Origin of the sequence: Noviherbaspirillum sp. (assembly GCF_035254865.1) — a bacterium.
In the GTDB taxonomy this organism is placed as follows: Bacteria; Pseudomonadota; Gammaproteobacteria; order Burkholderiales; family Burkholderiaceae_D; genus Noviherbaspirillum.
Genome location: NZ_DATFAF010000078.1, coordinates 85,731 through 110,752, shown reverse-complemented (window position 1 = coordinate 110,752; position 25,022 = coordinate 85,731). Strand labels below are relative to the sequence as shown.

At 60.5% G+C, this 25,022-nt stretch carries 29 protein-coding genes, 1 tRNA gene and 1 riboswitch; of the genes, 17 read left to right on the top strand and 13 right to left on the bottom strand.

All coding sequences use genetic code 11. The annotated features are described in order from the left end of the window. Positions 1–1,137 (top strand): Hsp70 family protein (locus VJ651_RS19720; protein WP_324109076.1); only part of this gene is annotated, 1,137 nt, incomplete at its 5' end. 80 nt (positions 1,138–1,217) lie between these two features. Here VJ651_RS19720 and VJ651_RS19715 read toward each other — a convergent pair. Next, positions 1,218–1,433 carry a hypothetical protein gene (locus VJ651_RS19715; RefSeq protein ID WP_324109075.1) on the bottom strand — a complete coding sequence of 72 codons (216 nt, stop codon included), beginning with the start codon at positions 1,431–1,433 and terminating at the stop codon, positions 1,218–1,220. Between the two features lie 186 nt (positions 1,434–1,619). Continuing rightward, entirely contained in the window at positions 1,620–1,886 is a 267-nt protein-coding gene (locus VJ651_RS19710; RefSeq protein ID WP_324109074.1) for a hypothetical protein, read from the bottom strand. Between the two features lie 296 nt (positions 1,887–2,182). Here VJ651_RS19710 and VJ651_RS19705 point away from each other — a divergent pair, with 296 nt between their 5' ends. Next, the gene (locus VJ651_RS19705; RefSeq protein WP_324109073.1) at positions 2,183–2,800 is read left to right on the top strand and encodes a hypothetical protein; all 618 of its coding nucleotides are present in this window, start codon (positions 2,183–2,185) and stop codon (positions 2,798–2,800) included. Positions 2,801–2,952: 152 nt separating this feature from the next. Then, positions 2,953–3,402 (top strand): pyridoxamine 5'-phosphate oxidase family protein, encoded by a 450-nt coding sequence (locus VJ651_RS19700; protein ID WP_324109072.1) that lies wholly within the window; start codon positions 2,953–2,955, stop codon positions 3,400–3,402. A gap of 116 nt (positions 3,403–3,518) precedes the next feature. Here the strand turns inward: VJ651_RS19700 and VJ651_RS19695 are convergent. Further along, a tRNA-Arg gene (locus VJ651_RS19695) sits at positions 3,519–3,595 on the bottom strand. Between the two features lie 237 nt (positions 3,596–3,832). On the opposite strand from VJ651_RS19695, the gene VJ651_RS19690 reads away from it, so the two are divergent. Further along, positions 3,833–4,285 carry a nuclear transport factor 2 family protein gene (locus VJ651_RS19690; RefSeq protein ID WP_324109071.1) on the top strand — a complete coding sequence of 151 codons (453 nt, stop codon included), beginning with the start codon at positions 3,833–3,835 and terminating at the stop codon, positions 4,283–4,285. Positions 4,286–4,382: 97 nt separating this feature from the next. Here VJ651_RS19690 and VJ651_RS19685 read toward each other — a convergent pair whose 3' ends face one another. Next, entirely contained in the window at positions 4,383–4,979 is a 597-nt protein-coding gene (locus tag VJ651_RS19685; RefSeq protein ID WP_324109070.1) for a hemerythrin domain-containing protein, read from the bottom strand. A 173-nt stretch (positions 4,980–5,152) separates the two neighbouring features. On the opposite strand from VJ651_RS19685, the gene hemG reads away from it, so the two are divergent. Further along, positions 5,153–5,866, top strand: coding sequence for a menaquinone-dependent protoporphyrinogen IX dehydrogenase (gene hemG / locus VJ651_RS19680; protein WP_324109069.1), 714 nt, complete (start codon positions 5,153–5,155; stop codon positions 5,864–5,866). 26 nt (positions 5,867–5,892) lie between these two features. Here the strand turns inward: hemG and VJ651_RS19675 are convergent, their stop codons facing one another. The 3 genes from VJ651_RS19675 to VJ651_RS19665 form a co-directional block, all read right to left on the bottom strand. Then, entirely contained in the window at positions 5,893–6,894 is a 1,002-nt protein-coding gene (locus tag VJ651_RS19675; RefSeq protein WP_324109068.1) for an SDR family oxidoreductase, read from the bottom strand. Positions 6,895–7,099: 205 nt separating this feature from the next. Beyond that, positions 7,100–7,291 (bottom strand): hypothetical protein, encoded by a 192-nt coding sequence (locus VJ651_RS19670; RefSeq protein WP_324109067.1) that lies wholly within the window; start codon positions 7,289–7,291, stop codon positions 7,100–7,102. Between the two features lie 180 nt (positions 7,292–7,471). Continuing rightward, positions 7,472–8,113 (bottom strand): hypothetical protein, encoded by a 642-nt coding sequence (locus tag VJ651_RS19665; protein WP_324109066.1) that lies wholly within the window; start codon positions 8,111–8,113, stop codon positions 7,472–7,474. 356 nt (positions 8,114–8,469) lie between these two features. Between VJ651_RS19665 and VJ651_RS19660 the strand changes: the two genes are divergently transcribed. Beyond that, positions 8,470–9,864 (top strand): sensor domain-containing protein, encoded by a 1,395-nt coding sequence (locus VJ651_RS19660; RefSeq protein WP_324109065.1) that lies wholly within the window; start codon positions 8,470–8,472, stop codon positions 9,862–9,864. Here VJ651_RS19660 and VJ651_RS19655 read toward each other — a convergent pair. Beyond that, positions 9,810–12,305 carry a penicillin-binding protein 1A gene (locus tag VJ651_RS19655; RefSeq protein ID WP_414691366.1) on the bottom strand — a complete coding sequence of 832 codons (2,496 nt, stop codon included), beginning with the start codon at positions 12,303–12,305 and terminating at the stop codon, positions 9,810–9,812. The genes VJ651_RS19660 and VJ651_RS19655 overlap by 55 nt on opposite strands. Before the next feature lie 249 nt (positions 12,306–12,554). On the opposite strand from VJ651_RS19655, the gene VJ651_RS19650 reads away from it, so the two are divergent. From VJ651_RS19650 to VJ651_RS19640, 3 genes are all read left to right on the top strand, one after another. Continuing rightward, positions 12,555–12,800 carry a hypothetical protein gene (locus VJ651_RS19650; RefSeq protein WP_324109078.1) on the top strand — a complete coding sequence of 82 codons (246 nt, stop codon included), beginning with the start codon at positions 12,555–12,557 and terminating at the stop codon, positions 12,798–12,800. Positions 12,801–13,230: 430 nt separating this feature from the next. Next, entirely contained in the window at positions 13,231–14,109 is an 879-nt protein-coding gene (locus tag VJ651_RS19645) for a PA4780 family RIO1-like protein kinase (RefSeq protein ID WP_324109064.1), read from the top strand. Positions 14,110–14,132: 23 nt separating this feature from the next. Then, a complete protein-coding gene (locus VJ651_RS19640) occupies positions 14,133–14,519 on the top strand; it encodes a hypothetical protein (RefSeq protein ID WP_324109063.1) in 387 nt (128 codons plus the stop codon). A 16-nt stretch (positions 14,520–14,535) separates the two neighbouring features. Here VJ651_RS19640 and VJ651_RS19635 read toward each other — a convergent pair whose 3' ends face one another. After that, positions 14,536–14,886 (bottom strand): DUF1223 domain-containing protein, encoded by a 351-nt coding sequence (locus VJ651_RS19635; RefSeq protein ID WP_324109077.1) that lies wholly within the window; start codon positions 14,884–14,886, stop codon positions 14,536–14,538. 119 nt (positions 14,887–15,005) lie between these two features. Here VJ651_RS19635 and asd point away from each other — a divergent pair, with 119 nt between their 5' ends. The 3 genes from asd (at position 15,006) to VJ651_RS19620 (ending at position 16,871) form a co-directional block, all read left to right on the top strand. Then, positions 15,006–15,857, top strand: a complete 852-nt coding sequence (gene asd, locus VJ651_RS19630) for an archaetidylserine decarboxylase (protein WP_324109062.1) — start codon at positions 15,006–15,008, stop codon at positions 15,855–15,857. Between the two features lie 80 nt (positions 15,858–15,937). After that, positions 15,938–16,354, top strand: coding sequence for a secondary thiamine-phosphate synthase enzyme YjbQ (locus tag VJ651_RS19625; RefSeq protein WP_324109061.1), 417 nt, complete (start codon positions 15,938–15,940; stop codon positions 16,352–16,354). A 163-nt stretch (positions 16,355–16,517) separates the two neighbouring features. Further along, positions 16,518–16,871 carry a CZB domain-containing protein gene (locus tag VJ651_RS19620; RefSeq protein WP_324109060.1) on the top strand — a complete coding sequence of 118 codons (354 nt, stop codon included), beginning with the start codon at positions 16,518–16,520 and terminating at the stop codon, positions 16,869–16,871. A 12-nt stretch (positions 16,872–16,883) separates the two neighbouring features. Here VJ651_RS19620 and VJ651_RS19615 read toward each other — a convergent pair whose 3' ends face one another. Then, the gene (locus VJ651_RS19615) at positions 16,884–17,684 is read right to left on the bottom strand and encodes a lytic transglycosylase domain-containing protein (protein ID WP_324109059.1); all 801 of its coding nucleotides are present in this window, start codon (positions 17,682–17,684) and stop codon (positions 16,884–16,886) included. Between VJ651_RS19615 and VJ651_RS19610 the strand changes: the two genes are divergently transcribed. Both VJ651_RS19610 and VJ651_RS19605 read left to right on the top strand, forming a co-directional pair. Continuing rightward, positions 17,683–17,868 carry a hypothetical protein gene (locus VJ651_RS19610; protein WP_324109058.1) on the top strand — a complete coding sequence of 62 codons (186 nt, stop codon included), beginning with the start codon at positions 17,683–17,685 and terminating at the stop codon, positions 17,866–17,868. The two genes, VJ651_RS19615 and VJ651_RS19610, sit on opposite strands and share 2 nt — an antisense overlap. Further along, positions 17,847–17,932, bottom strand: a riboswitch (cyclic di-GMP riboswitch). Its footprint overlaps the gene before it by 22 nt. Before the next feature lie 409 nt (positions 17,933–18,341). Then, complete coding sequence (locus VJ651_RS19605; protein ID WP_324109057.1) at positions 18,342–18,587, top strand: hypothetical protein; 246 nt, start codon at positions 18,342–18,344, stop codon at positions 18,585–18,587. A gap of 24 nt (positions 18,588–18,611) precedes the next feature. Here VJ651_RS19605 and VJ651_RS19600 read toward each other — a convergent pair whose 3' ends face one another. After that, a complete protein-coding gene (locus VJ651_RS19600; RefSeq protein ID WP_324109056.1) occupies positions 18,612–19,406 on the bottom strand; it encodes a DUF3014 domain-containing protein in 795 nt (264 codons plus the stop codon). A gap of 33 nt (positions 19,407–19,439) precedes the next feature. Further along, the gene (locus VJ651_RS19595; protein WP_324109055.1) at positions 19,440–19,880 is read right to left on the bottom strand and encodes a hypothetical protein; all 441 of its coding nucleotides are present in this window, start codon (positions 19,878–19,880) and stop codon (positions 19,440–19,442) included. Between the two features lie 212 nt (positions 19,881–20,092). Here VJ651_RS19595 and VJ651_RS19590 point away from each other — a divergent pair, with 212 nt between their 5' ends. The 3 genes from VJ651_RS19590 (at position 20,093) to VJ651_RS19580 (ending at position 24,370) form a co-directional block, all read left to right on the top strand. Then, positions 20,093–21,295 (top strand): DUF2863 family protein, encoded by a 1,203-nt coding sequence (locus tag VJ651_RS19590; protein WP_324109054.1) that lies wholly within the window; start codon positions 20,093–20,095, stop codon positions 21,293–21,295. 166 nt (positions 21,296–21,461) lie between these two features. Further along, complete coding sequence (locus VJ651_RS19585) at positions 21,462–23,369, top strand: diguanylate cyclase (RefSeq protein WP_324109053.1); 1,908 nt, start codon at positions 21,462–21,464, stop codon at positions 23,367–23,369. A 140-nt stretch (positions 23,370–23,509) separates the two neighbouring features. Continuing rightward, positions 23,510–24,370 (top strand): HDOD domain-containing protein, encoded by an 861-nt coding sequence (locus tag VJ651_RS19580; RefSeq protein ID WP_324109052.1) that lies wholly within the window; start codon positions 23,510–23,512, stop codon positions 24,368–24,370. A 51-nt stretch (positions 24,371–24,421) separates the two neighbouring features. On the opposite strand, the gene VJ651_RS19575 is transcribed toward VJ651_RS19580, so the two are convergent. Next, a complete protein-coding gene (locus VJ651_RS19575) occupies positions 24,422–24,949 on the bottom strand; it encodes a hypothetical protein (protein ID WP_324109051.1) in 528 nt (175 codons plus the stop codon). Positions 24,950–25,022: the final 73 nt, after the last annotated feature.

Below are 25,022 nucleotides of genomic sequence, written 5' to 3'. Positions count from 1 at the left end.
GCGGTTTTTTTCAATGCGGAAGAGGATGCGGTCAGCTTTGGCCGCGCCGCGCTGGTGGATTACCTGGCGGGATACGAGGGACGTTTGATGCGCTCCCTGAAAAGCCTGCTGGGCACCAGCCTGATCGATGGCCAGACGGAGGTGCTGGGCCGTGCGCTGCCGTTTCGCATGCTGCTGGCACAGTTCATCGCCGAGCTGAAACGGCGCGCGGAATCGGCCGCACAGCACACGTTCGAGTGCGCGGTATTCGGGCGTCCGGTCTATTTCATCGATGGCGATGCCGGCGCCGACCGGCTTGCGGAAAACACGCTCAGGGAAATCGCGCTGGAGGCCGGCTACCGGGAAGTGGCGTTCCAGTACGAGCCGATCGCCGCGGCCTTCGATTATGAATCGCGCATCGATCGCGAAGAGCTGGTGCTGATCGCCGACATCGGCGGCGGCACTTCGGATTTTTCATTGATACGGCTGGGGCCGCAGCGCGCGAACAGGCCGGAGCGTCGCGACGACATCCTGGCCAACGGCGGCGTGCATATCGGCGGCACCGATTTCGACAAGTATCTGAGCCTGTCCTGCGTGATGCCCTTGCTGGGCCTGGGCAGCCGGCTCAAGAGCAATAGCGAAGTGCCGTCGAGCCATTACTTCAATCTCGCGACCTGGCACACCATCAACCTGGCTTACACGCAGCGGGTCGAGCGCGAATTGCAGGATATCCATCGGGACGCGGTCGAGCGCGACAAGATAGGCCGGCTGCTGGACCTGATCAGGGAGCGGGCCGGACACTGGCTGGCATTGCGCGTGGAGGAAGGAAAGATCGCCCTGTCGGAGTCCGGCAGCGCCGAGCTCGCGCTCGAACGGCTGTCGCCGCCGCAAACGCTGGCGCTGGACCGGGCGCGCTTCGATGCCGCGATCGATCACCTGACAACTGCGGTGGAAAGTACGGTGGGTGCCTTGTTGCGCGATGCCGGTATTGCCCCGCAGGCGGTCGATACCGTGTTTTTCACCGGCGGTTCAAGCGGCGTGCCGCTGTTGCGCGAAAGGATCGCTGCCGCAGTGCCGCAAGCGAGGCGTGTCGAAGGGGATTTGTTCGGCAGCATCGGCTCGGGGTTGGCATTGGATGCAGCCAGGAAATTTGCTTGAAGCTGCCTGCGGTTCAACCGAGAGTGCGGATCGATGAGGCCAGGCTCGATTCAGAGCCGGGCCAACATATCTGAAGCCGTTCAGCCCAGCGTCTTGAGGTCGGCATCGACCTTTTCGAGCGCTTCGTTGGTGATGAGGCCGCCGGAGAAATTGGCCACCATCTTCAGCGGAAAGCCGCGGCCCATGGCGATTTGCGGGTGGGTGGAGATGCCGGGGAGATGCTTTTCGAGGATGGTCTTGCTTGCCTCGTTGTCGAGCAAATCACCGAGGCTTGTGTTGATGGAAAAAGACGACATGGATGACTCCTCCTGAAATTAAGAACAGCGGTGACGCGCTGCGCGATTAATGACCCAGGAGGAAATAATATAGGGAGATGGACAGGTTCGCGTTGATGCTTCGTCGAGACTTCCCTCTAAATTGCGAAAGTGCGCAATCCCGGGGCTCATGCATCGATACGTTCGGCACAAATCAACACAGCTTTTTCACGCCGGAACGCTGAGCTGGTAGCCATTCTTCTCCCGCCGCCTGGCGATCGCGTGCAGCATGTCCCACCCCGCTTCGAACGAGTCGACATGCGTGATCCTCCGCCCGCGAAGGTTGTTGTCTTTCCCCGCCCAGGACCGTATCACGCTCCAATGATCGAACAGGTCGCGGTCAAGGGCGATGCTATAGGTGCGATTTTCCGATGCGAAATCCAACCGCACAGGCTGGGGGATGGGCCTGGTTACCGCGTCCGTCGGGTCAATCATTTCTTCAGCTTCTAGGCGGATTGTTCAGTTGCGTGCAAGCTGAAATTTTACGCAACAGAAACGCATTGCAGTGAAAAAAATGAGGCTCATTCCCAAGAAAACATCGATGTCGGCTATATGCGCCGCATCGCGCTTTTCTTGTTGCCATTTCGCGCCGAGAAAGTAAGGTGATTGATGAGGGCATCGATCTGCGCCCTGCCGGTTCGGCACGACTTCCGTACGCGTTCATAAGTGCGGATGCCGAAGGCACTCCCTGGTCGTTCACGTGCCCGCCCGCATTTTCAGGAGGTGCAAGCATGCGTAGCACTCTTGTTTCCGCGTTATCGCTTCTGCTGACCGGATGCACCGCCATGACGACATCCGGCACCGAGGAAGCAATCCTTTTTTCCGGCAAGCAGGTACCCGCGGAGAAGGCTCAAGTCGTCTTGAAACCCTACGCTGACCTGCCGCTGTCGATCGAATTCTCTTGCCCGGCCAGGCTTGCCACCATGATGACTTCCTACGTCGTTCCATTGCCGCCCGTCATTCCGGTGGGATTCGTCAACAAACACGTTTCTTACCTGCGCATCAGTATGCCGGAGGGTGCGGAAGGCGCGATTGCGCAAACCCGCATTGTCACGCCGCAAGGGACTGCGATACCGCTATCCGACGCACGGCAGTCCGGTCGCAGCGTGAACAAGGAAGGCCTCCGGGAAGCGACTTACGCGCTCGACAAGGATTGCGAGGCATTGGACGGCAGCGTCCTGCAAGTCGGCGCTTTTTCCTACAAGAACAAAGCCTATCCGGTTTCAGAGACGCGGTTGCAATTCGAGTCAAGGATCAAGGCCAGTGTCGCGTGGTGGCCGCCGGCTCTGTTCAATGGCGGGCGCCCGATTAGCGGCGGAACGGACGCTTCGAGAACGGCAGCGCAATAGCGGATGGGCTGGCGGTGCAGCCCGCTTAAGCTGCCGGGGATAGACCGGCATCAAGCCGGCACGCCGCCGCCGTTCCACAATAAGGGAATCTCATGCCGTGCCAATCACACGCATGTCGGCCGAAACCACTGGCTGCAATATGGAGGTTCACCATGGACCAGGAAAACAGGAAATTCATCCAGAACATCATCGATAACGGGAAGGATTTGACGCTGGCGACAATCCGCCAGGATGGCTACCCGCAGGCGACCACGGTCAGTTACGCCAGCGATGGCTTGACGATCTACGTGACGATAGGCAAGGAAAGCCAGAAGGCCAACAACATCCGCCATTGCGACAAGGTGTCGCTGACCATCAATGCCGATTACCCGGACTGGAATCACATCAAGGGCGTGTCGATGGGCGCCACTGCCCGCATTCTGGAAAAGCCGGATGACATCAAGCGCGCCACCGACTGCATGTTCAAGCGCTTTCCGCAGATGGCCGAATGGGCGCAGTCGAACGACACTTCGGATCTGGTGATGCTGGAGATCATGCCGAAGGTGATTTCCGTGCTCGACTATGAAAAGGGTTTCGGGCACACCGAGCTTGTGACGATGTGAGGCGGCAGCAAGCGCAAGGCTTCGCTTTCGCATCGCTGCTCGTCCTGAACTCTGACGACTCTGACGACGCAAAGGAAAAAGGGACCGCGTTCATGGAACGCAGTCCCTTTTTTGTCTGGTGCGGCTGGCAGGAATCGAACCCACGACCCCTTGGTTCGTAGCCAAGTACTCTATCCAGCTGAGCTACAGCCGCGAGGGGCGCAAGTGTAACACGCTCTTTGGTTTTATGGAACCCGCGAGGCGCGAAGCTCGCCAGCGAAGGCAACCAACCGGCGACGCTGAGCGCGTCGGATCACGACCAGCATATTGTCATCTGATCATGCGCGACAGCGCACACCCGCCTTGATACGTCTCAATCGGCCTGGCCAACGCTGACCTAGAGTGCATCGGCAAAGGGAGCAAAACATCGGGCAGGCGGAAGGAGATGATGATGGACATTCAACAAAACAAGGACCTGGTTGGGCGCGGCTATCAGGCGTTCCAGAGCGGGAATATCGAGGAGTTGCTGCAATTGTTTGCAGACGACATCGAATGGATGGGCAGCGAAATCGACAATGTGCCGTTTTCGCGCGACTACCACGGCAAGCAGGACGTGGCGCAGTTCTTCGCGCAATTGAACCAGGCACAGGAAGCACAGCGCTTCGAGCCGCGCGAGATGATTGCCGAAGGCGACAGGGTCGTCGTCACGGGCTACGCAAAATGGAATGTGCGGGCCACCGGGAAGAGTTATGAATACCCGTGGGTGCATCTCTTTACCATCCGCGACGGGAAGGTGACGCGGTTCGAACAATTCTTCGACACGGCAGCCACCCGCGATGCCTACACGCCGGCGGGCATCAGCTCGATGGCTGGTGCGGGTGAAGCAGCCGCTCCGCTGCACTGATTGCAGAAAGCGCAGGGCGGAAATCCCGAATGTCTTCCGCCCTGCAAAGCACTCCCCCCTGGTCAATCATTGCGCACCGGCCTGCCGGCGCGGGTATTCATTGGAGGTTCTTGTAGATCGCATACAACTGCTCTTCTTCCCTTTGTATGCGCGAAACGAGGACGGGGCCGATGGCCCTGAGTTCCTTGACGAAGGCGGCGCGCTGTTCCAATTCAAGCAGCGCTTTCTCGGCGGAGTACTTGTCGAAGAAGCTGAACACGACCTTGCCGATGCCGCCCATTTCCTTTTTGAAGCTCTGGAACACGAACGCCAGTTCTTCCTCGCTGTGCAGCGCCTTGTTCAGATAGGCGTAGAGCTTCACCCCCTCCTTGAGCAGATGGTCGGTCAAGGCACTGCGGAACTGCAACAGAAGGTCCGGGATCTTGCCCCATTGCTCTGCCGCGACGGCGCCGTCGACTCGCCCGTAGATCGCCAGCATGTGCTGGTGCTCCTCTTCGAGCCTGGCAATCAGGGTGGGATCGTACTGGATCTGGAACTTGTCCGATGATGCGGGGGCGCCTTGCTGCGGATTCGCAATGATCGGTCTGACCGTGGCCGGTGGCGCCGAGGGGGAAGACGGCAGGAGTTGCGATGTGCCGGGCCTTGGCAATTCGCCGTCCTTCTCGCGAAACAGATTCAACATAGCGTCAAGCATGATAGTCCCCCAGTTCGATATTATTTATATGTGAGCGCGATTTGCGTCCACGCCATCCGGCGCCGCCGAATCGCGCGAGGTACAAACGGTGATCCTGTTGATGCTTGACGTGAATACTATCGCTGTGATTTCCGAATGGAAGCTATACGAAGGTATGTGCGCGGCTTTCTGCCTTGCCGTATGGCGAGCGCCCACTTCGCCGCGGCGGGCCCGCTGCAGGCTCTTCCCTGACCCGGGTCAAGGTTTTCCGAGATCGCGTAACGGAGATGACACGCCGGCTCTATGCGCTTGCCGCGTTTCATGGTTTTATTGATGCTGTGCACATGACAGCGCCCTGCCGAACGGCGCAAGAGCAAAGCATGGCAAACGTTCTTATCCTCTACTCGACCGTTGATGGTCAGACCCTGAAAATCTGCCAGCGGCTGCAATCCCTTGTCGAGCAGCAGGCGCATCGCGTCAAGCTGGTCTCCGTTGACGAGGCACAGGATGCGCATCTGCCGCTGTTCGACAAGATCGTGATCGGCGCGAGCATCCGCTACGGCAAGCATCGACCGCAGGTATACGATTTCATCAATCGCAACCGTTCAATTCTGGAAAGCCGGCCCAGCGCCTTTTTTTCGGTCAATGTGGTTGCGCGCAAGCCGGGGAAGAACGCGCCGGAAACCAATCCCTATATCAGGCAGTTCCACAAGAAATCGTCCTGGCGCCCCACGGCGCTGGGTGTTTTCGCGGGCAAGATCGACTATCCGAAATACGGCTTCCGGGACCGGCAGATCATCCGGCTCATCATGTGGATGACGAATGGCCCGACCGATCCGAAGGCCGTGGTCGAGTTTACCGATTGGGGCGCGGTGGAAGCGTTCGGGCGTCGGCTCTGCGCGATGTGAGATGGCAAAGCCTGCCACACGCACGATCAGCCTATGCTACCCGTGACCCCGCCCATTACCGGCAGCACGATCCCCGTGATGTACGCGGAGCATACCGGCGATGCCAGGAACACATAGGCTGGCGACACCTCCTCCGGCTGCGCGGGGCGCTTCATGTCGGTGCTGCCCCCGAACTGCACGATTTTTTCCGGCGGCTGGTCGGCCGGGTTCAGCGGCGTCCACACCGGCCCCGGTGCCACCGCATTGACCCGGATGCCGCGCGGGGCAAGATTGCTCGCCAGCGACTTCGTGAAGGCGTGGATCGCGCCTTTGGTGGCCGCATAATCGAGCAGCATTTCGTGCCCGAACAGGCCGGTTTCCGAGCCGGTATTGATGATCGCGGAGCCGCTTTTCAGGTGCGACAGCGCTGCCCGCGCCATGTGGAAATAGCCGTACAGGTTGGTGCGGATCGTCATGTCGAAATGCGCGTCGGTGATGTCTTCGAGCGATTCCGCGTGCTCCTGGAAGGCCGCGTTGTTGACCAGGATATCGAGCTTGCCGAAGGTGTCGATGGTTTGCCTGACCGCGTTGTTGCAGAAGCCGGAATCGCGCACATCGCCAGCGATCCGGAGGCAACGCCGCCCTTCCTTTTCAACGCAGCGCTGGGTTTCCTTCGCATCATCGTGCTCGTTCAGATACAGCACGGCGACGTCGGCGCCTTCGCGCGCAAAGAGCACCGCCACTGCGCGGCCGATGCCGGAATCGGCACCGGTCACGATGGCGACCATGTCCTGCAACTTGCCGCTGCCCTTGTATTGTTCTGCCATGAAGCGCGGTGCGGGATCGAGTTCCGATTCAATGCCGGGCTTTTGCAGATGTTGCCGTGGAAACGGCGGTTCGGGTTGCCTGACTGCGCCGGCCTGGATTGCGCCTTCCGCACGCGGTTGTTGGCCGGAAGTGTTCTTGTTGTCGATGTCGTCGATGTTGCGCTGGATTTTTCGTTGCAGTTGAAGCGCGTCATCTGACGCAGCCTGGGAAGTCTTGTTCATCGCCATCAGCCTGTTCCTTTCCTTGCTGGTTCACATGCACGACGAAGGGCGAATGCCGGCTGGCCCGGCAGCTCACGGCCCTCTTGCTTGCGGCCGCCTGCGATCGGCGTGGGAAGCGGCCGCTGCCAGATAGGCCGCGGCCGGTGGGAAAGGTTCAGCCGGAATTCAGCGAGTATTCAGGGTGTATCAGGCGCACGCGGCCAGATCATTCCGCCAGCCAATGATGATGATCACGGTGGCTGGCCCACTCTTTCGCTTTCGCGATGGCGATGCGGATTGCCTTGTCGTCGTCCATGCCCGCCGCCAGCAGGGCGTTGGCAATCTCGACTGCCTTGATGCGCACATTGTCCGGAAGGCGAGACATCGATTTTGGATAGTATTCTGATGACCAGGGCATCTTCTTTTCCTCCCTTAACGCGGCGCTGCCCCAGCATAGAAGCGTTTCCCAAGGACAGGGATGATATGGAACAAGCTTGCTGACGACGCACGATCAGCGGACCGCCTCCCGGACCGGTACTGATCGCACGCGCTGCAAAATGTATCCCGCGCTCGCTGCGCCCTGCCTTTTCCGGCCAGGTCAGAACAGGCTCTTGACCCAATTGACTACACTACCGATCACGACCATGCCCCTCAGTTTCCAGAGCGCGGTCGTGTCGCCCGGCTGCAAGGCTTCCGCGCCGCAGCGGGGGTCGGAGCGCTGCAGGGCGCCGGTCATGGTGTGATCGATCGGGATCGGTGCACAGCCATGGCCGCTCTCGCAGACGAAATCCCACGGCTGGCGCGCCGGTGCGTGGCAGGCAAAGCAGTTCTTGCCGAAGCGGTTGTTCACCTCGGCAAAACCGCGCTTGTGAATGTGCGATCCGTTCTTCGACACATCGAGTTCAAAGAATTCCCAGTCACCGGTCGCCGGGCTGAACCCCTTTTCCCGCTTCACCATCGCCTCGGTGGGCACCAGCTGAATCACCGATCCTTCCGGATAGATGGCACCCTTGGGCGCATTGGCGGCAGCGAGCGTGGCGTTGATATCGCCGCGCAGGTTGTCCACGTAAAAGTGCCGCACCGGCGTCATTTGCCGGATGCACTTGAAACTGCCGTCGTCGATCTTGATCGCGTTCGCTGTGGTGTCAACCGCATTCGCCGGGCCGACTGCCGCCAGCACCATGGCTGCACAGCATATGCCCCGCATGATCCATTCCTTGTCTGCCCGGTTTTCGTTCATTGTTCTTCTCCGCTTGGTCAATAGGTCTGTTGAATCCAGCAAAAATCGGAATTCCATTTTCAATTTATAACAATTTAATTGTACACAATTTAAAATCGGCATGCGATTTTTTTGAGCGAGGCATAGTTGAACGCGTCTTGAAAGTCGCCACCGGCAGCGAAACAGAATCTTTCCCGCCCGCAACTGAGCCGCAAATGCCGCATTGCAAAGTGAGGCGCCGCAAGGCAGCCCCCTCAAATCCATGTCATTATGAGGGTAATTCCTGCAGAAAAAACCCGGCGCGCCCACGAGTCACTCGTCAAGAGTCAACGAGGGCAGGCCCGCCGTATTTCTGACATTGACTGGATGCTTTCGACATGGACATGAAAACGCCCGCCACACTGCCAGACTTCGCAGATCTTCTGCTCGATGCCGTATTCATGGTGGATGTTCGCGGCCATATCGTCTATGTCAACGCGGCGTGTGAATGCATTTTCGGGTACACGCCGGCGGAGATGATCGGCAAGAAGTTGATCGATTTCGTCTTGCCGGAAGACCGTGTGCGGACCTGGGAAGAAGCGATGCTGGTCATGACCGGGCGCCCGAGGGTAGGTTTTGAAAACCGCTACGTGCGCAAGGATGGCAGCATCGCCAGCATCATGTGGTCCGCCCGCTGGTCCAAGGATGATCAATTGAGGATCGGCGTCGCGCGCGATGTCACCGACAGAAAGCGCGCCGAAGCCCTGCAGGCGGCGACCTATGCCATTTCCGAAGCGGCCCACACGGCCGGCGACCTTGTCGGCCTGTACCGGGAAGTTCACCGGATCATCGCCAAGCTGGTGCCCGTGACGAGTTTTGCCGTCGCGATGTGGGATGAGACCACCGGCCGGCTCAGCTTTCCTTACCAGCTCGACATACAGGGCGACTCGGCGCTTGTACAGGACCCTGTCGCGCGCCAGCTTTGCGCCGACGTCATTCACGGCAGGCAACCGGTGCTGGCGCCCGAAGCTTCGCCGGATGCGCTCGCCGGCGACGCCGCGTCGCAGGAGGAAGGCGAATCCTGGCTGGGGGTGCCGCTTGTCACCCGGAAAAATACCATGGGCGCCTTGATCGTCAAGAGCCACCTGGGCACGTTCTACACGGAAAAAGACAAGGAACTGCTGCAGTATGTCTCGACGCAAGTGGTGACGGCCATCGAACGCAGGCAATTGCATGATGAATTGCTGAGACTGGCGCAATACGATGACCTGACCGGGCTGCCCAACCGGCGCGTATTTTACGACCGCATGGAGCTTGCCCTCGCGCGAAAACGGCGCGAGCGCGGTCGGGCGGCTGTGCTCTATCTCGATCTGAACGACTTCAAGCAGATCAACGACTCGCTCGGACACGCCGCCGGCGACCTGATGCTGCAGGAAGTCGCGCGGCGGCTGAAGCAGTGCGTGCGCGAGGAAGATACCGTTACGCGCCTGGGCGGAGACGAGTTCGCCGTGCTGCTGGAGAAAATCCAAATGCCGGAGGACGCAGAGGCGATCGCGGAAAAGGTACATACCGCTCTAGGACAGCCGGCAAGCATCGCCGGAAAGCTTCTGCGGATGGTGCCGAGCGTGGGAATCGCACTCTATCCCGATCATGGCAATCGGGTAGAGGAACTTCTGAAACACGCCGACAATGCCATGTACGCAGCCAAAAAGAATACGGCATCCGCGCGCCGCAAGGGTCATTTTCCCGGAGCATCGGCGCTTTCCTTGCCGCCGGCCGGCGAGACGTTCTGACTGTTTCCTTCCACCGGTTTTTCCTGCGTTTGCGGCGCGCTCTGAGTGCCGCTGGTTAGACCTTCATTGCCCGGTGCCGCATCGCTTGCCTGTTCGGTGATCCGTTCCATTTCATCCAGGCGAGAGTCGGGCATATCCGGCGTGTCTGGCGGATTCGACGTATTCGGCACCTCCTGCGTCGTCGGCGCGCGCGGGGATGACGCACGCCGCGGCTGAGCAGATGGTTCAGGCTGCGGCTTTTCCCAGCCGAACAGCTCGTACACTTTTTCCTTCAGCGAGCCAAAGAAGGAGTCCGGCGGCGTCGGGAAGCGTGCGCTGGCATCGATCAGTTTCGCGTTGAGCGCATGCCGCGCGAAGTCACCGACCATCGGCAATGCCGAGTGCGCGCCCTGCCCCCAGCGGTTGCTGCGGATGGTGACGCGCGCGTCGTTGAAGCCGACCCAGGCGCCGGTCACGAGGCGCGGGTGCATCAGCATGAACCAGCCGTCCGTATTGTTTTGCGTGGTGCCGGTCTTGCCGGCGAGGTCGGACCGCGATCCGACCTGCCACCGGATGGCGCGGCCGGTGCCCTGGTCGATCACGGCGCGCAGCATGCCGGTCAGGTCGTGGGCCGTCTTGCCCGACAGGACACGCTTGCTGTCGCTGCTGAAGGTATCGAGCACCTTGCCGTCCTTGTCCACGATGCGGCTGACCAGAATCGGCTTGCGCAGTTCTCCACCGCTGGCGATGGTGCCGTAGGCGGTTGCCATCTCAAGCAGTGTGACCGGGCTGGTGCCGAGCGCCAGGGCGGGGACCGGATCGAGCGGGCTTTGATCGACGCCCAGCCTGCGCGCAAAGCCGGCGACGCGGGCCGGGCCGACCTTCTGCATGACCTGTGCGGTGATGGTGTTCTTCGAGTAGGCAAGACCTTCGCGCAGCGTCATTTCGCGGCCGCTCGGCCCCGTCATGTCGGTGGGCCGCCATACGCTGCCTTTGCCCATGTCGATCTCGACCTCGGTATCGGCAAAGCGCGTGTCCGGCGTCATGCCTGCTTCGAGTGCCGCGCCGTACACGAAGGGCTTGAAGGTCGAACCCGGCTGACGCTTGGCATGCGCGACGTGGTCGTACTGGTCGATCGCGAAATCGCGGCTGCCGACATAAGCCTTTACATGGCCGTTGGTCGGGTCGAGCGCAACGAAGCCGGTTTCCAGGCGCATCTTGTCCGCGCACAGCTCGGCCATGAAAGCGGAATCGGCCTTGAGCTGTTTCAGCGCGCGTTCGGGCGCTGTTCCCTCGTCGACCGCCTTGCGATAGGCATTCGATTCACGCACGAAGGCGTCCAGCAGATCGCTTCTTGCTCGCCACAGATATCCCGACGGGTAGACCTGCCGGCGCATGCGCGGCGCACCCGCGGGACCGGCCGCCACCTGGCGCGCCGGGCCCACGCCCCATTCCGCATCGGACACCGACTGCAGCACCTGCAATTGGCGAGCCACTGCCTGCTCCGCGTAGGACTGCATGCGCGAATCGACCGTGGACACCACCACCAGGCCGTCGGAATAGAGGTTGTAGTCATGGCGATCGGCCCAGTCGATCAGCCACTTGCGCACCTGCGCGGCGAGATGCGGCGCAGCACCGACCGGCTCGGGCTGGCGTGCAAAATCGAGGCGGATCGGGCGCCTTTTCAGCTTCTCGAATTCAGCCTGGCTCAAGACACCGCGCCTGGCCATCTGCGCCAGGACGACATTGCGGCGCTCAAGCGCGCGCTCGGGCCGGAGCACCGGATTGTAGTAGCTGGTGCCCTTCAGCATGCCGACCAGGGTCGCACTTTCGAGCACGTTCAGGTCCGCGGCGGATTTGTCGAAGTAGGTGCGCGCGCCCATTTCGATGCCGAAGGCGTTGTACAGGAAGGGCATCGTGTTCAGGTAGGTGAGCAGGATTTCCTTTTTCGAGTACGCATATTCGATTTTCAGCGCGGTGATCAGCTCCTTGAGCTTGCGCGTGATGGAGCGCTCGCGCCCGATCTCTTCCGGATAGAGGTTGCGCGCGAGCTGCTGCGTGAGCGTGGAACCGCCTTCCGGCCGTCCCTGCAGGGTGCGCACGATGCCGGCGGCGGTACGCTTCAGGTCGACGCCGTGGTGTTCGTAAAATCGATGGTCTTCGGTGGCGATCAGTGCATCGACCACATGCGGGGAAATTTCATCCAGTTCGACCCACTCGCGGTTCATGCGCTTGAACACGGCCAATTCCTTGCCGTCGGCGGACATCAGGATGCTCGGTGTTTCCGCCTTGGCCTTGCGCAGGTCGGCGATGCCGGGCGTGAAGGGAATCAGGACGATCGCGTAAATAAGCAGCAGAAGAACACCGATCGCGCCACTCGCGATGGCCGCTTTTGTCAAAGCGCCAACTCTGGCGGGCCAGCTCAGCGTGGGGTCGACGACGGATTTGAAATAGCCCGCAATGCGTGTGGAGAGCCGCAACAGGCGTTCGCGCGGCGTGATGTCTGCTTCCAAAATAACTTCTTCCTACGATCTGGCGATCAGTGAATGGCAGGATGCACTCTTGCCGAAGAGGAATTATTTTACCCCTTTCATGCTGTGGCCTCGACGTAGCAGAAACGCAAGCAGGTGCCGGGCGCGCTGTTTTGGCGCCAGCGGATATACTGCGAAGCTGTTTCCTCTTCAAGCGGCACGCCGCAGTTCACCATGCCAATGACCTACGAACAATATCTGGATGAAGTCACCACGCTCCTGACGGAGATGTTCGACATGAGCGACGAAGACGCGATCAAGCATGTGATGCGCGCGCAGGCGGCGGATTTCTTTACCTTGCATGATGACCTGCCGGAGATGCGCACGCAGGAGCGCGCGGTGCAGGATGCGAAAACCATCTTCGAACAAAAAAACAAGTCGCGCCCCCATACGCCGCCCAGGCAGTCGGGCAAGCGCAGGAAATGACGGACGTCGGCGGGGCGCCTGGAAGGAAGGTTCACGCCCCGGCGGGACGAATCACTGACGTTTCAACGCCTCTTTCTTCAGCTTCTTGGCGTCCTTTTTCTCCTTGGGCGTCTTGGCGGGTTCTTTCTTGGTCGTCTTCTTGGTGTCGTGGCTCTTGCTCATGATGTGTGCTCCAGGGTGAAAAAAACGAAAATCGTCTCGCCATTCAGAACTGCAATTCATTATAGGCTTGCATGCCGCGCCGGGAAGCTCGTGCAAGCGCCACCCGAAAATAATGTTGTCGGCATGGTCTCGAACGGCGCGACACTGACGCCTGTCAGTCCTTCTTTCGCCCTGACCGGATGGGATCTTGGTACACTCCGGTACCCACACGAATCGCGACAGGCATCCTGTTCGCCCCACCCTTCCCTTCTCCGAGCCACGCCATCCCATGAAAACCCCGAAAAGACTCCAGCCGCTCGTTGACGAGGGGCTGGTCGACGAGGTCATCCGTCAGCTCATGAGCGGCAAGGAAGCCACCGTGTACGTGGTGCGCTGCGGCGACGAGATCCGTTGCGCCAAGGTCTACAAGGAGGCCAGCCAGCGCAGCTTCCGTCAGGCAGCCTCCTATCAGGAAGGACGCAAGGTGCGGAACAGCCGGCAGGCACGTGCGATGGAGAAAGGCACCCGCTACGGACGCAAGATGCAGGAAGAGGTGTGGCAGAACGCCGAGGTGGACGCCTTGTATCGCCTTGCCGCGGCCGGCGTGCGGGTTCCCAGGCCGCATATCTGCTTTGAAGGCGTGCTGCTGATGGACCTGGTGACGGATGCCGGCGGCCACGTGGCGCCGCGCCTCAATGATGTCGACATGACGGAAGAACTGGCGCTCACCTGCCACGCGCACCTGCTGCGGCAAGTGGTCCTGATGCTGTGTGCCGGCGTCATCCACGGCGACCTGTCCGAATACAACATCCTGGTCGATGCCGATGGTCCGGTCATCATCGATCTGCCGCAGGCGGTGGACGCGGCCGGCAACACCGAAGCCGGCCCCATGCTCGAGCGCGATGTCGCCAACCTCGCCACCTATTTCAGCCGGTTTGCGCCGCAGCTCGCGTCAACCCAGTACGGCAAGGAAATCTGGGCACTCTACGGCGCCGGCTTGCTGACGCCGGAGACCGTGCTGACCGGCTGCGTTGCAGCCGACGACCGGCCGGCGGACGTGGGTGCCGTGATGCGGGAGATCGCGCTGGCACGTAAGGAAGAAGAGGAACGGCTGCGCCGCTTGCAGGAGATGAGCGATCCTTCCCCTGCCGCATGGGCGTATCGCTAAACGAGATTTCTCAGGAACATGACATGAACGACAGTTTGACGAAGGATGAATTTGAAGCGCTTGCCCAGATTCGACGGGCAAAAAAGGGTGAACGGGTGAGCGCCTGCGTGGCAAGAAATGCCAAGCGGCTCATCGGACTGAAATATGTCACGGGCGCAAAGGACGGCACGTATGCGCTGACGGAGCAAGGCCAGCAGACCTTGTTCGTCAAGCGCTGCATCGATGGACTACGCACCGTGGCGAACGCCGCGGCGGTGGCCGCCGCACCGGCAACGCTGGATGCGGATGTCGCCACCTTCCTGAGCAGGAAGGGATTGATCGCGCCAAATGCAGCGGACGGGTTCACGCTGACCGAACGCGGTCGGGAGTCGCTGGCGGATATCGATGCCAGGCAGAGCGGGAAGCCGTAGGGACGCTCCGCGCGCTTCATTCACACAGCGGCAGGGACAGCGCCTGCAACACCTCGCCGCGCTCGTCCTGCACAAAGGCAGCGACACCAAGATTCTTCAGCGAAGCATGCTCGGGCAAGGCGATCGTGCGCACAAGTGCAACGCCCTCGCCCGCCGGCGGCACTGACACCGGTCCGAGCCATTCGCGTGCGACGTAATCATGCCGCAGCGTCACGCCACCATTCTCGCCAGCCTTTACATGCGTCTGCAATCGGTTTTCGTACAGCGCCACAAACAGGCTTGATATCCGTTTGGATTTCGCCTTCACTTCGACCCGCACCTTGCCATCGCTCGGCTTGAATAGACCTGAGTCGCTTGAGACAGGAATCCATTACCAGAACATCGCACGCGCCCTACACCGGAACGCCTTGCCGGCTCATGCGCGTGCTGTAAATGGACTGACGCATGAAGCTATAATCAGGCCAACTCTTTTCCACGAGGTAGGCCGTGCCCAAGCGTTTTTCCGTGTTACACCAATATCTTCTGCCCAAGCAGGCGCTGACCTCGCTCGCCGGACGCGTTGCGCGTTCGCAAGACGAGCGCTTCACGCCGCAACTGATTCGCTGGTTCGCGAAGCGCTACGGCGTGAACATGGCAGAAGCACTCAACCCGGACCTGGCGAGCTACACCAGCTTCAATGAATTCTTCACGCGCGCGTTGTGCGACGGTGCGCGTCCTCTGGCCGATACGGATTTCGTCTGTCCGGTCGATGGCGCGATCAGCCAGTGCGGCGCGATCGAGCACGACCAGATCATCCAGGCAAAAGGCCATCGCTATTCGACCACCGCGCTGGTGGGCGGCGACGGCAAGCTGGCTGCGCAGTTCGACCATGGCAGCTTTGCTACGCTCTACCTCAGCCCGCGCGATTACCACCGCATTCACATGCCCTGCGACGGCAAGCTGACGCGCATGATTTATGTGCCGGGATCGCTGTTTTCGGTGAACCCGACGACTGCGCGCGGTGTGCCCGGATTGTTCGCACGCAACGAGCGCGTGGTGTGCGTGTTCGACTCGGCCTTCGGCCCCTTCGTGCTGGTGCTGGTCGGCGCGACCATCGTGGGCAGCATGGCGACCGTGTGGCACGGCGTGGTGAATCCGCCGCGCTCGCGCAAGGTGCGTGAGTGGCATTACACGGATCAGGAAATCGTGTTGAAGAAAGGCGAGGAGATGGGCCGATTCCTGCTCGGTTCCACCGTTGTGCTGCTGTTTCCGCGCGGCGTGGTGGAGTTCAATCCCGACTGGGAACCGGGACGCGCCATTCGCATGGGCGAGGGGATGGGACGCAAGCCCAAGACTTGAGGTTGCGACGCTGGCAGGCGATCGCCCTGCCATCCCCCTTCCTCTTCAGCACTGCATCATCAATATGTCGGGGCAAGCTGATGACACATCAATCCATTCTCCAGTTCTCCATGTCCGGCCGCGGCACCCGCAACATCACGGACGCCGTGGCGAAAGTGGTGGCGGAATCCGGGACCCGGACCGGCCTCGCGCAAGTCTTCGTACAGCACACCAGCTGCTCGCTGACGATCACGGAAAATGCCGATCCCGATGTGCGGCGCGACCTTGAAACCATTCTTGCGCGCCTTGCGCCCGACGGCGATCCCGCCTATCGCCACGATCTCGAAGGCGACGACGACATGGCTGCCCATGCGCGCAGCGTGCTCACCGATTCCGGACTGACCATTCCGGTCGGCGCCGGCCGTTTGCTGCTGGGAACCTGGCAGGGCATCTATCTTTGGGAACACCGCAGCGGCGCGCAAACGCGGCGCGTCGTGGTCACGGTGCTGGGAGACTGAGCGCATCTGCGGCAAACGCGCCACGGCTACACATCTTGATTTGGCATCCCGATTTGAGCCTGATATGATGAATTTCTTGCGAGCAACATCACTGCAAGAGCGGTTCATCACCGACTCCGGCCGCTGCCCAAACCGGAGTTTTCATGAGGACAAGAGGGAAGCCATGAATATCGAAGAAGCGCTGGTCAAGGACGGAGAAATGCGTGCGAAGCTTCTCGCCGCGATCGCCGGCAAGTATCAGCTCGACGCCAAAGCCGTCGCCAAGGTCGACGTCTGCATGCTCGGCAATTGGCTGCATGGCGAGGCGGAACGCAAATTCCCGTTCGTGAAGAGCTATCGCCCTTGCGTCGACGCGCATGCCGCCTTTCACGCGGAAGTGGAAAAGGTGGTGCGGCAGATCAATCTTGGCGAGTATGAGCAGGCCGAAGCCATGCTGGCCAGCGGCACGCCCTGCGCCAAGGCCTTCGTCGGCCTGGTGACCGCGCTCAAGCAGTTGAAGAAAGATGCGAAGCTGTAGAAGGGCTTCCTTCTATTTCACCGTCACCTTGTACAGCTTCTTCACGTCGCGCACATAACGCCGTGTTTCCCTGAACGGCGGCACGCCCTTGTACTTGCGCACGTTGCCCGGCCCCGAGTTGTAGGCGGCGAGCGCTTCGTCGACGGTCGCGTGACTGGCGATCAGGTATTTCAGGTAGGCGGTTCCCGCATTGATATTGGTTTGCGGATCGTACAGACGCTTGCTGTTATGCACCCCGACGAACCTTGCGGTTGCCGGCGTGATCTGCATCAGCCCGCGCGCATGCTTGACCGATCGCGCACCCGGGTTGTAGCTCGACTCTTTTTGAATCACCGCATGAATCAGGCTGGCCGGTACGCCGTACTGGCTGGATGCGTTCAGCACCATCTGGTGATAAGGCTTTTCTTCACAGGCGTTGCATGCGGCGTTCGCCATGATCTGCTCGATGGTCAGGATGTAATCCGGCTCATCGAGCATGTCGTTCAAGGGCGATGCGCTGGCAACGCGCTTGTGCTTGCGCGGCAGCGGGTCGATGCCGAAGGTGGTCCATTCCAGCAGGATGTCGCGACTGGTGACGCGCATGCGGCGATGTTTTGCCGGGGCGGTACTGACATACGCCGTGTGTGTGACAGCTTGTTGTTCGGCATGCCCGCCGAGGAAATCCGGCGTGCCCGCGCAGGCGCAGAGCAAGGCCGCGGCGGAAACGGCAATGGCAGCACTTTTCGCATGACGTGCAGCAGCGATTGCCTTCCTTCGTGCAAGCGAGCGACGGCCCGTGGCGATCCGTCGTGGATGTAGATGATTGGCAGACATGTTTCCCTCACCACTGCGCCGCGCGGACGCGGCATGGCATCCCGACACTGTGCAAATGAGAGAAGCGGCGGTGAAGACGGAAAGCGGCGTGCAGCAGGAAGACGGCGGCGATCGGCAATCGGCGATCGCGCTCGGGAAGAAAGCATCCCCCGTGTCATTCGTTCTGGCAGCCCTGCTGTCTTAGGTTCAGCACCCTTAGACCAGAAGCTTTGCGTCCCCGCTTTTCAACGGGTTTGCCCATATCGGGACGATTACTGAATTGGCTTGCATGCAGCTGAAACCGGGCATGCAAGTCAGGCGTTCAGTACGAGCATAGCGTCTTTGCTTGCAAGAGGGAAATCAATTGCCACGATACGATATGAAAGTTTTAACTTCGGATGGCCGTTCGTTGTGACGATGCTACCGAAGTTGGCCTAATGGCATATCAAATTTGCATGCGCAAGCGCCGACGCACTGAGTGGATCGCCTGCATGGTGTGAAGTCAGCTCTGTTCAATTGCTCTTGAATTGGGCCTCGGGCCGAGGAGCGCGCCACGCAATTTCTGAAAGCCGGCAATTGAGGAGCCAGGCGCGGTCTCGGTCAGACCTCGTTATACTTCCCGTGAAATCCTCCCGGCTATGCCTGAACCCTTATCCAGCAACAGACTGCTGACCCTGCATGGAAAACCTGAATACCCTCGGAGCACTGGGCCTGACACTTCCGTCGCCGGCCTACCTGATCGGCGCCATCCTCTTTGGCATCATCGGTTTCGCCGCTTATCGTTATGGCAAGAAAACCTCGCGCGGCACCACCAAGTGGATCGGTGTCGGGCTGATGCTCTATCCCTATGCGGTATCGCAGACATGGATGCTGTATCTGGTCGGCCTTGCCTTGTGCGCGGGCTTGTACTTCTATCGCGAGTAAGCGGAATTCCCGCCCTCGCGCCAATCAACCCGAGCGCGGAATGCTGACCAGTTCCTTGCGGATTTCGCGCAGCTTCTTCTTGATGCTCGCTGCGTTGTCATTGCCGATGCGCAGCATCAGCTTGTGGCCCGCCGACAGCGATTCCAGCGCGGGGTCCGCAAACCTGTAAAAGACGTGCGGCTGGACCAGCGCGATCGGACCCTCGCTCTGCGGCGCATCCAGCAAATGGTCGATGACCGCGACGAGGCGATCGTTGAAGTAAGCGTCGGGATAACCGAGGTCGCGATAGGCTTGCTGAAAAAGTGGATACAACCTCGTGTAGGTAGCGACGAAAGTCTTGGCATCCACCATCTCGGCGAGGCGAATGAAGGGCGTGTAGCGCGCGAAATTCTCCGGCGCCAGGGTGAGCGCTTCGCCCTCGCCGGCAGTGCGCAGCTTGCCGCTCACCGGCTTGGTCGGCATCAACTGCGCCGAGACCACCTTGCGCGGAAGATTGTCGATGGTCACCACGATGCGGCGTATCACTTCCTCCGGCTGGAAGAACTGGCGCGCCTTCTTGCCGAAGACTTCGGTGAGCGCGTTCAAGGCCAGCGGGTCGCTTTGAGCCAGCGCAGGGAGCGGCTTCTCGGCCTGTTCCGGGACCGGATACTTGATCGCGGGCGCGGCGCTTGCGGCGGGCGGGGCCGGCGCCGCGGCAGGCGGCTCGGCGGGCGCCATGGGCGGCGGCTGATAGGTCGGCCCTTGTCGCCAGAGGTACACCGCAAATCCGGCCACGCCAAGCACAATGACGACCAACAACCATCCCAAGCTTTTCTTCATTGATCGACTCCTCGCTCTGCAACAGACATGCGACTACTTTACCTTCAGCCTTCGCATCAGGTCGGAAAAGACGGTGTGCGACACGGAATCGCTTATGATGTCGCCGGACGCGACGGCCGCATCGTCGTCGGCATACGCTTCCGCAAGATTTTTCCAGCCCTTGCTGGCGGCAAAGCGGCCGAATTCTTCCGGCGCTTCAAGCACGATCAGCTTGTCGTCCTGCAGGCCAATGTCGCCCGCGCCGAAGTCCGGACCGACGTAGCCGAGGAAGCGCAGCCGCGACATGATCTGCTTGATCAGAAGCGCGTCCTCGTACAGCGGTTCGTCTTCCATCGACGCGACGAAATCGACGTAGACGTCGATAATGGCATAGCCTTCATCGAAGATCCGGATACCGCGGATGTCCCAGGCGCGGCCCGATGAATCGGTGACGCTGAACGGCCCGCTGAGCTGAATGAGGTTTTCGCTGTCCATGTTAGAACTCGTTTCACAAATAGGAAGGCTCGCGAAGGGTTCGCACCAGAATCGGCGCTGGACTGCGTTGTGCTCCTTGCGAATAGGCACCGCTATTCGACGCGTCGCACGCCTTGCCAGCCCCGATTCTGGTGCGAACGCGAACCCTCCTATTTATGAAATGAGTTCTAGCGTACACCAAGCAAGCTTGCCTTACCTGACAATAGAAAATCATGCATAAAAGCAAACACCCTGCCCCGAAAAAGCCCGTTGAAGAAAATCAGGATGATGCGCTGGCGCACAAGCTGGCCTCGCTGGCGATCGAACTCGATGCGCGCAAGGATCGCGTTGCAAAAACCGATAACTCGAAAAACGACGAGGCCGATTTTCATCGGCTCATCCGCAAGTGCCTGCAACAAAAAAGGGACGAAGCCTTGCAGGAGGCAATCGATATCGCGGAAGAAAGCGACCGAGACGCCTGCCGACTTCTGCGCGAGAACATCGAGGAAGCCTCGGAAAACGTGGTGTTCCGGCGCGAGGACGGACGCGAGCTGGAGGTCAATGCCTTCGTCGTTCCGCTGTTCGCGCGCTCCGGCGGCGGCCTGCGCGCGGAGCAATGCTTTCAGGACGAGGAAGCATTCGATTTGCTGCGCGCGAGTTTTCTGGAAGCGCAACTGGAAAGCCGCGATGCCAGCGTGGTGCTGGTCAGCCATGCCTACCATCCCGACGAGATTCGCGGGATTACCTACAGCCAGATCAATGCCATGGTGCGGGAAGCGTACGACTCCATGACGCGCAAGAAGGCGGTAGCCGCGCCGGCCATCGAGCAAAGCATGAGCGGCTGGCCGGAAAATCATTTCGCGCCGGACGACGTCGCGGTCGAACTGCGATTCCTGCTCGGCTTCACCTTGAAGCGGCTGGATGATCCGTTTTACCAGGTGCCCAAAAAAGAAGCAGCGGCCGATGCATATTTCGAGACGCGCGCGAAGCGCTTCCAGCAATGGGCACAGCAGGTCGCGCCGCTGGTCACGCGCTGCCTGGTCAACGACGGGCGCGATGTCGAGATCGATTTCCTCTATCAGGATCTGTTCCATGGCGGGACCGCGCGCGGATTCGCCGAGTATGACACGCTGCAAATGATGGCCGAGCTGCATCATGGCCTGGACGATCACGGCATCGACCCGGAGCATGCCCACGCGGTCGTCGGCCCGACCGACATCGACGGCGAAATGTTCGTGCGCGTGAACCTGCATGCAAACGCGGACGATGACTTGCTCGTTTCGTCGGAAAAAGCGATCGGCACGGCGGCCGATCTGATGAGCGAAGTCGAGGATGCCTGCGATGCGTTGACGACGATAGGCGTGAAGGCGGTGTCGCTCGCCATGAAGTTCGATGCGGACGGCAATGCGGTGGATGTGCGCCCGTATCGGCGCTAGGCGTCGATGCGCCCCCCCCAAGGCCGGGCAATTCTCCCTGACTACGCGTAGAATGTGACAGGACGCTTTCCTTGTGGAAATGTCATGACGTGAGCAAAAACCACGGGAAGTGGATCGCCCGCAGCAGTTTCCGCAGACGGGCACGCGAGCACAGGGGATCGGAGACATGGCGCGTTTTGGCTACTTATTCATGGCTGGCGGCTGGGCGAGATCGGCGGCGCGTGCAATGGCCTTGTGCGTGCTGCATGCGCTGATCCTCGGCGCCGCCCCCGCTGCCGTGGCGAGCGAAGTGGCCGAACTGTCCGCATCGGTCGACGAATACCCGCTTGGCCGCCATCTCCGGTTTCTGGAAGATCCTTCGGGCGCCCTGACCCTGCAGGATCTCTTGTCAGGCAAATTCGACCAGCAGTTCGCGCCTAACCGGAGCAACTCGCCGAATTTCGGTTTTACCGATTCCTCCTACTGGTTCAGGATCGACCTGCTCAATCGCGAGCCCATCGCCTCGGAATGGCTTCTGGAATTGCAGTATCCCCTGCTCGACTATGTCGACGTCCATTTGATCTATGCGGGGCCGGACAAGCGCGTGGTGTCCTATCGCGGCGGCGACAGGCTTCCGTTTTCGCAACGGCAGATAAAACATCACAACATGGTGTTCAAGGTGCCCATGAAGGCGGGCGAAGCGGTACGCCTGCTGATGCGCGTGCGCACCGACAGTTCGATGCAGGTACCGATGACCTTGTGGCGTCCGCACGCCCTGCTCGAACGCGACCAGAAAGAGCATCTGGTGCAAGGCGCCTACTACGGCATCCTGATCGCGATGCTGCTTTTCAACCTGATGATCTATCTGTCGATACGCGACATCAACTACCTGTTCTATGTCGGCTATCTCGCCAGCATCCTGCTGTTCCAGAGTACGCTCAACGGCCTCGCATTCGAATACCTGTGGCCGGAGAATCCATGGTGGGGAAATGTCTCGACGCCTTTTTCCATCGGCCTGGTGTATGCCGCGATCATGCAGTTTTCGCGCGAGTTTCTTCAATTGCGAAAAAACCTGCCGCGGATGGACAAGGTGTTCAAGGTTTTCCTGTGGCTCTTCGTTATGGTGATGCTGGTTTCCTTTGCCTTGAATTACACCGTGGCGATCAAGATGGGAACCATCCTGACGATGATTGCCACGGTGCTCCTCTTTTTCACCGGTTCGCTGTGCCTGAAGAATGGCGTGCTCCACGCCAAATACTTCATGCTGGCGTGGACGGTCCTGCTGGTGTTTGTCTTTGTCTACACCTTGAAGACCTTCGGCATACTGCCGCACGTATTCATCACGGAATACGGACTGCAGATCGGCGCAGCGCTGGAAACCATCCTGCTGTCCTATGCGCTGGCACACCGCTTGCGATTGCTGCGGCTGGAGAATGAGAGCATTCAGCGCGGCATCACGGAAACGCTCGAGCGGCGTGTCCGCGAACGGACATCCGAACTTGATCAGGCACTGAACAACCTGGCAGACGCCAACCGCAAGCTGACCGAGCTAAGCCATATCGACGGCCTCACCGGCGTCGGCAATCGCGCCTACTTCAACCAGGTCCTGTGCAATGAATGGCGGCGTTCGCTACGCGCCGGCGAGCCGGTCAGCCTGCTCCTGCTCGACATCGATCACTTCAAGAAGGTCAACGACACCTATGGCCATCTGGCGGGCGACATGTGCCTGAAACAGGTTGCAAACGCCATACGCGCCGTGCTGCAGCGCCCGGCAGATGGCGTGTTCCGCCTCGGCGGCGAGGAATTCGTCGTACTGTTGCCCGGGACCGATCCCCAAGGGGCGTTCCACGTGGCCGAACGCATACGGCAAGAAGTCGCGCGCGTCGAGGTCAGGTTCGAGGGGCACATCATCGCTGTCACGGTCAGCATCGGCGTGAATTCCGTGGTGGCCGACAGCGCTTCCGAAGAAGAGTCACTGATCCATGACGCGGACCTGGCGATGTACGAAGCGAAAAACAAGGGACGCAACTGCACCTGCCTGTTCAAGTCGTCGCAAGCGACATCACTGACGCCCTCCGACCCGATCGGCCCGTGATCTCCGGCCCGCTCAGCGCTCTCGTTTCCTCGAATAGCCTGGCTGCCTCGGCCGGTGCACGACTTTTCGCGGCCGGCCCACGCGCGCGGCTACACGACGTACAATGAAATTTCTCAAGCTGCTTTCGCACAGTGGTCGGCATGACAACACTCCCCTCCGGCATCGCGCCCTGGACAGAGTTCCTGAGCGCCAAGGAAGTCCCGGTCCTGCGCCAGACCGCGCATGCGATCGCGCAGGCACGCGAACGCGCCGACCGCATCAATATCCGCGAAATCGCCGACATCGTTTTGCATGATCCGCTGATGACGGTACGCCTGCTGCGCTTCAGCGCGCGCAATCGCGGGCGGCGCCAGCTGCAGGACATCTCGACCGTCGAGCACGCAGTGATGATGCTGGGCGTCGAACCCTTCTTTCACCACTTCTCGCAATTCGACATCGCCGAGGAACGTCTCGCGCAGCATCCGAAGGCGCTGCTCGGCCTGCTGCATGTCATTCGACGCGCGCAGCGAGCGGCGCGTTACGCGTCCGACTGGGCCATGTGGCGCTGCGACCTCAACAGCGAGGAAGTGGCGGTGGCCGCCCTTCTGCACGACCTGGCCGAGATGCTGCTCTGGTGTTTCGCGCCGCAGCGGGCGATGGAGATTGCCGAGCTGCGCAAGGCGCATCCCGCGATGCGCAGTGCCGACGCGCAGGAAAGCGTGCTGCGGTTCTCGCTGAATGGCTTGCAGGAGTCGCTTTGCCGGACCTGGGAATTGCCTGAACTGTTGCTGAACCTGATGGATGATGCGCACAGCGAGCGGCCGCGGGTCAAGAACGTCAAGCTCGCCGTCGACCTGGCCCGCCACTCATCCCAGGGCTGGGACGATCCGGCCCTGCCGGATGATTTCCGTGCGATTGCCAGGCTGATGAATATCGACGAGGAGACCTTGAAACTCAGGCTTGGCTTGAAGAGCGCGGGCGAGGTGGCCGCTTCACAAGCTCCTCCCTCGCCGCCCGGCTAGAATCCTGTCCGAGCCACGCGTGCGCGCGGCCCCCAGGATTCACACCGGAGTTCAGAAATATTTCTTGACGACTTCGCCGAACGCGTCTTCGACGGACTTGCCCTGCTTCATCAACTGGGTGATTTCTTCCGTGTATTCGGAGATTCTCGGCGGCAGCGATTGCCGGTTGTTCTTGAAGTACTCATAGCGCTGCGCGGCGAATTGTTCCTCCAGCTTGGCCGCGCTGGTGCGTGTGCCGCCGCTGCTGGCGCGAACGACACGCGAGGTGCGCGACGCGGGGCGCGAACTGGCGCCGATCCCCGAGATGGCGGCCTTGATCTGCTCTTCGGTGAAGATCGGACTGGCGTTGACGCCGGTGAACTCATCGCCTTCGACGCGGAACAGATGATGGTTGCGATCGAAGGCCATTGTTTTGCCAAAGGTATTCACGACCTGATAGCTCGGCTCGGCACCGCCGCTGATGAGCGAAAACTGCACGCGGTCGCCGTATTCGCCCATTTTCTCCAGGACGCCTTTGAGATATTCGACCGGAAGGGTGTCAAAGTTGCCGTTCCAGCGCTTGCTTCGTGATGTGACCAATGTAATGTGCCTCAAGAAAAGTTACTGATATGCATGTGCCTCGCCATTCGTGACGCGGGCGCAAAAAGGTATC

Coding starts and splice junctions, on each gene's coding strand:
- VJ651_RS19715 (WP_324109075.1), bottom strand. CDS start 1,433: ATGTCGTCTTTTTCCATCAACACAAGCCTCGGTGATTTGCTCGACAAC.
- VJ651_RS19710 (WP_324109074.1), bottom strand. CDS start 1,886: ATGATTGACCCGACGGACGCGGTAACCAGGCCCATCCCCCAGCCTGTG.
- VJ651_RS19705 (WP_324109073.1), top strand. CDS start 2,183: ATGCGTAGCACTCTTGTTTCCGCGTTATCGCTTCTGCTGACCGGATGC.
- VJ651_RS19700 (WP_324109072.1), top strand. CDS start 2,953: ATGGACCAGGAAAACAGGAAATTCATCCAGAACATCATCGATAACGGG.
- VJ651_RS19690 (WP_324109071.1), top strand. CDS start 3,833: ATGGACATTCAACAAAACAAGGACCTGGTTGGGCGCGGCTATCAGGCG.
- VJ651_RS19685 (WP_324109070.1), bottom strand. CDS start 4,979: ATGCTTGACGCTATGTTGAATCTGTTTCGCGAGAAGGACGGCGAATTG.
- VJ651_RS19675 (WP_324109068.1), bottom strand. CDS start 6,894: ATGAACAAGACTTCCCAGGCTGCGTCAGATGACGCGCTTCAACTGCAA.
- VJ651_RS19670 (WP_324109067.1), bottom strand. CDS start 7,291: ATGCCCTGGTCATCAGAATACTATCCAAAATCGATGTCTCGCCTTCCG.
- VJ651_RS19665 (WP_324109066.1), bottom strand. CDS start 8,113: ATGAACGAAAACCGGGCAGACAAGGAATGGATCATGCGGGGCATATGC.
- VJ651_RS19660 (WP_324109065.1), top strand. CDS start 8,470: ATGGACATGAAAACGCCCGCCACACTGCCAGACTTCGCAGATCTTCTG.
- VJ651_RS19650 (WP_324109078.1), top strand. CDS start 12,555: ATGACCTACGAACAATATCTGGATGAAGTCACCACGCTCCTGACGGAG.
- VJ651_RS19645 (WP_324109064.1), top strand. CDS start 13,231: ATGAAAACCCCGAAAAGACTCCAGCCGCTCGTTGACGAGGGGCTGGTC.
- VJ651_RS19640 (WP_324109063.1), top strand. CDS start 14,133: ATGAACGACAGTTTGACGAAGGATGAATTTGAAGCGCTTGCCCAGATT.
- VJ651_RS19625 (WP_324109061.1), top strand. CDS start 15,938: ATGACACATCAATCCATTCTCCAGTTCTCCATGTCCGGCCGCGGCACC.
- VJ651_RS19620 (WP_324109060.1), top strand. CDS start 16,518: ATGAATATCGAAGAAGCGCTGGTCAAGGACGGAGAAATGCGTGCGAAG.
- VJ651_RS19610 (WP_324109058.1), top strand. CDS start 17,683: ATGTTTCCCTCACCACTGCGCCGCGCGGACGCGGCATGGCATCCCGAC.
- VJ651_RS19615 (WP_324109059.1), bottom strand. CDS start 17,684: ATGTCTGCCAATCATCTACATCCACGACGGATCGCCACGGGCCGTCGC.
- VJ651_RS19605 (WP_324109057.1), top strand. CDS start 18,342: ATGGAAAACCTGAATACCCTCGGAGCACTGGGCCTGACACTTCCGTCG.
- VJ651_RS19600 (WP_324109056.1), bottom strand. CDS start 19,406: ATGAAGAAAAGCTTGGGATGGTTGTTGGTCGTCATTGTGCTTGGCGTG.
- VJ651_RS19595 (WP_324109055.1), bottom strand. CDS start 19,880: ATGGACAGCGAAAACCTCATTCAGCTCAGCGGGCCGTTCAGCGTCACC.
- VJ651_RS19590 (WP_324109054.1), top strand. CDS start 20,093: ATGCATAAAAGCAAACACCCTGCCCCGAAAAAGCCCGTTGAAGAAAAT.
- VJ651_RS19585 (WP_324109053.1), top strand. CDS start 21,462: ATGGCGCGTTTTGGCTACTTATTCATGGCTGGCGGCTGGGCGAGATCG.
- VJ651_RS19580 (WP_324109052.1), top strand. CDS start 23,510: ATGACAACACTCCCCTCCGGCATCGCGCCCTGGACAGAGTTCCTGAGC.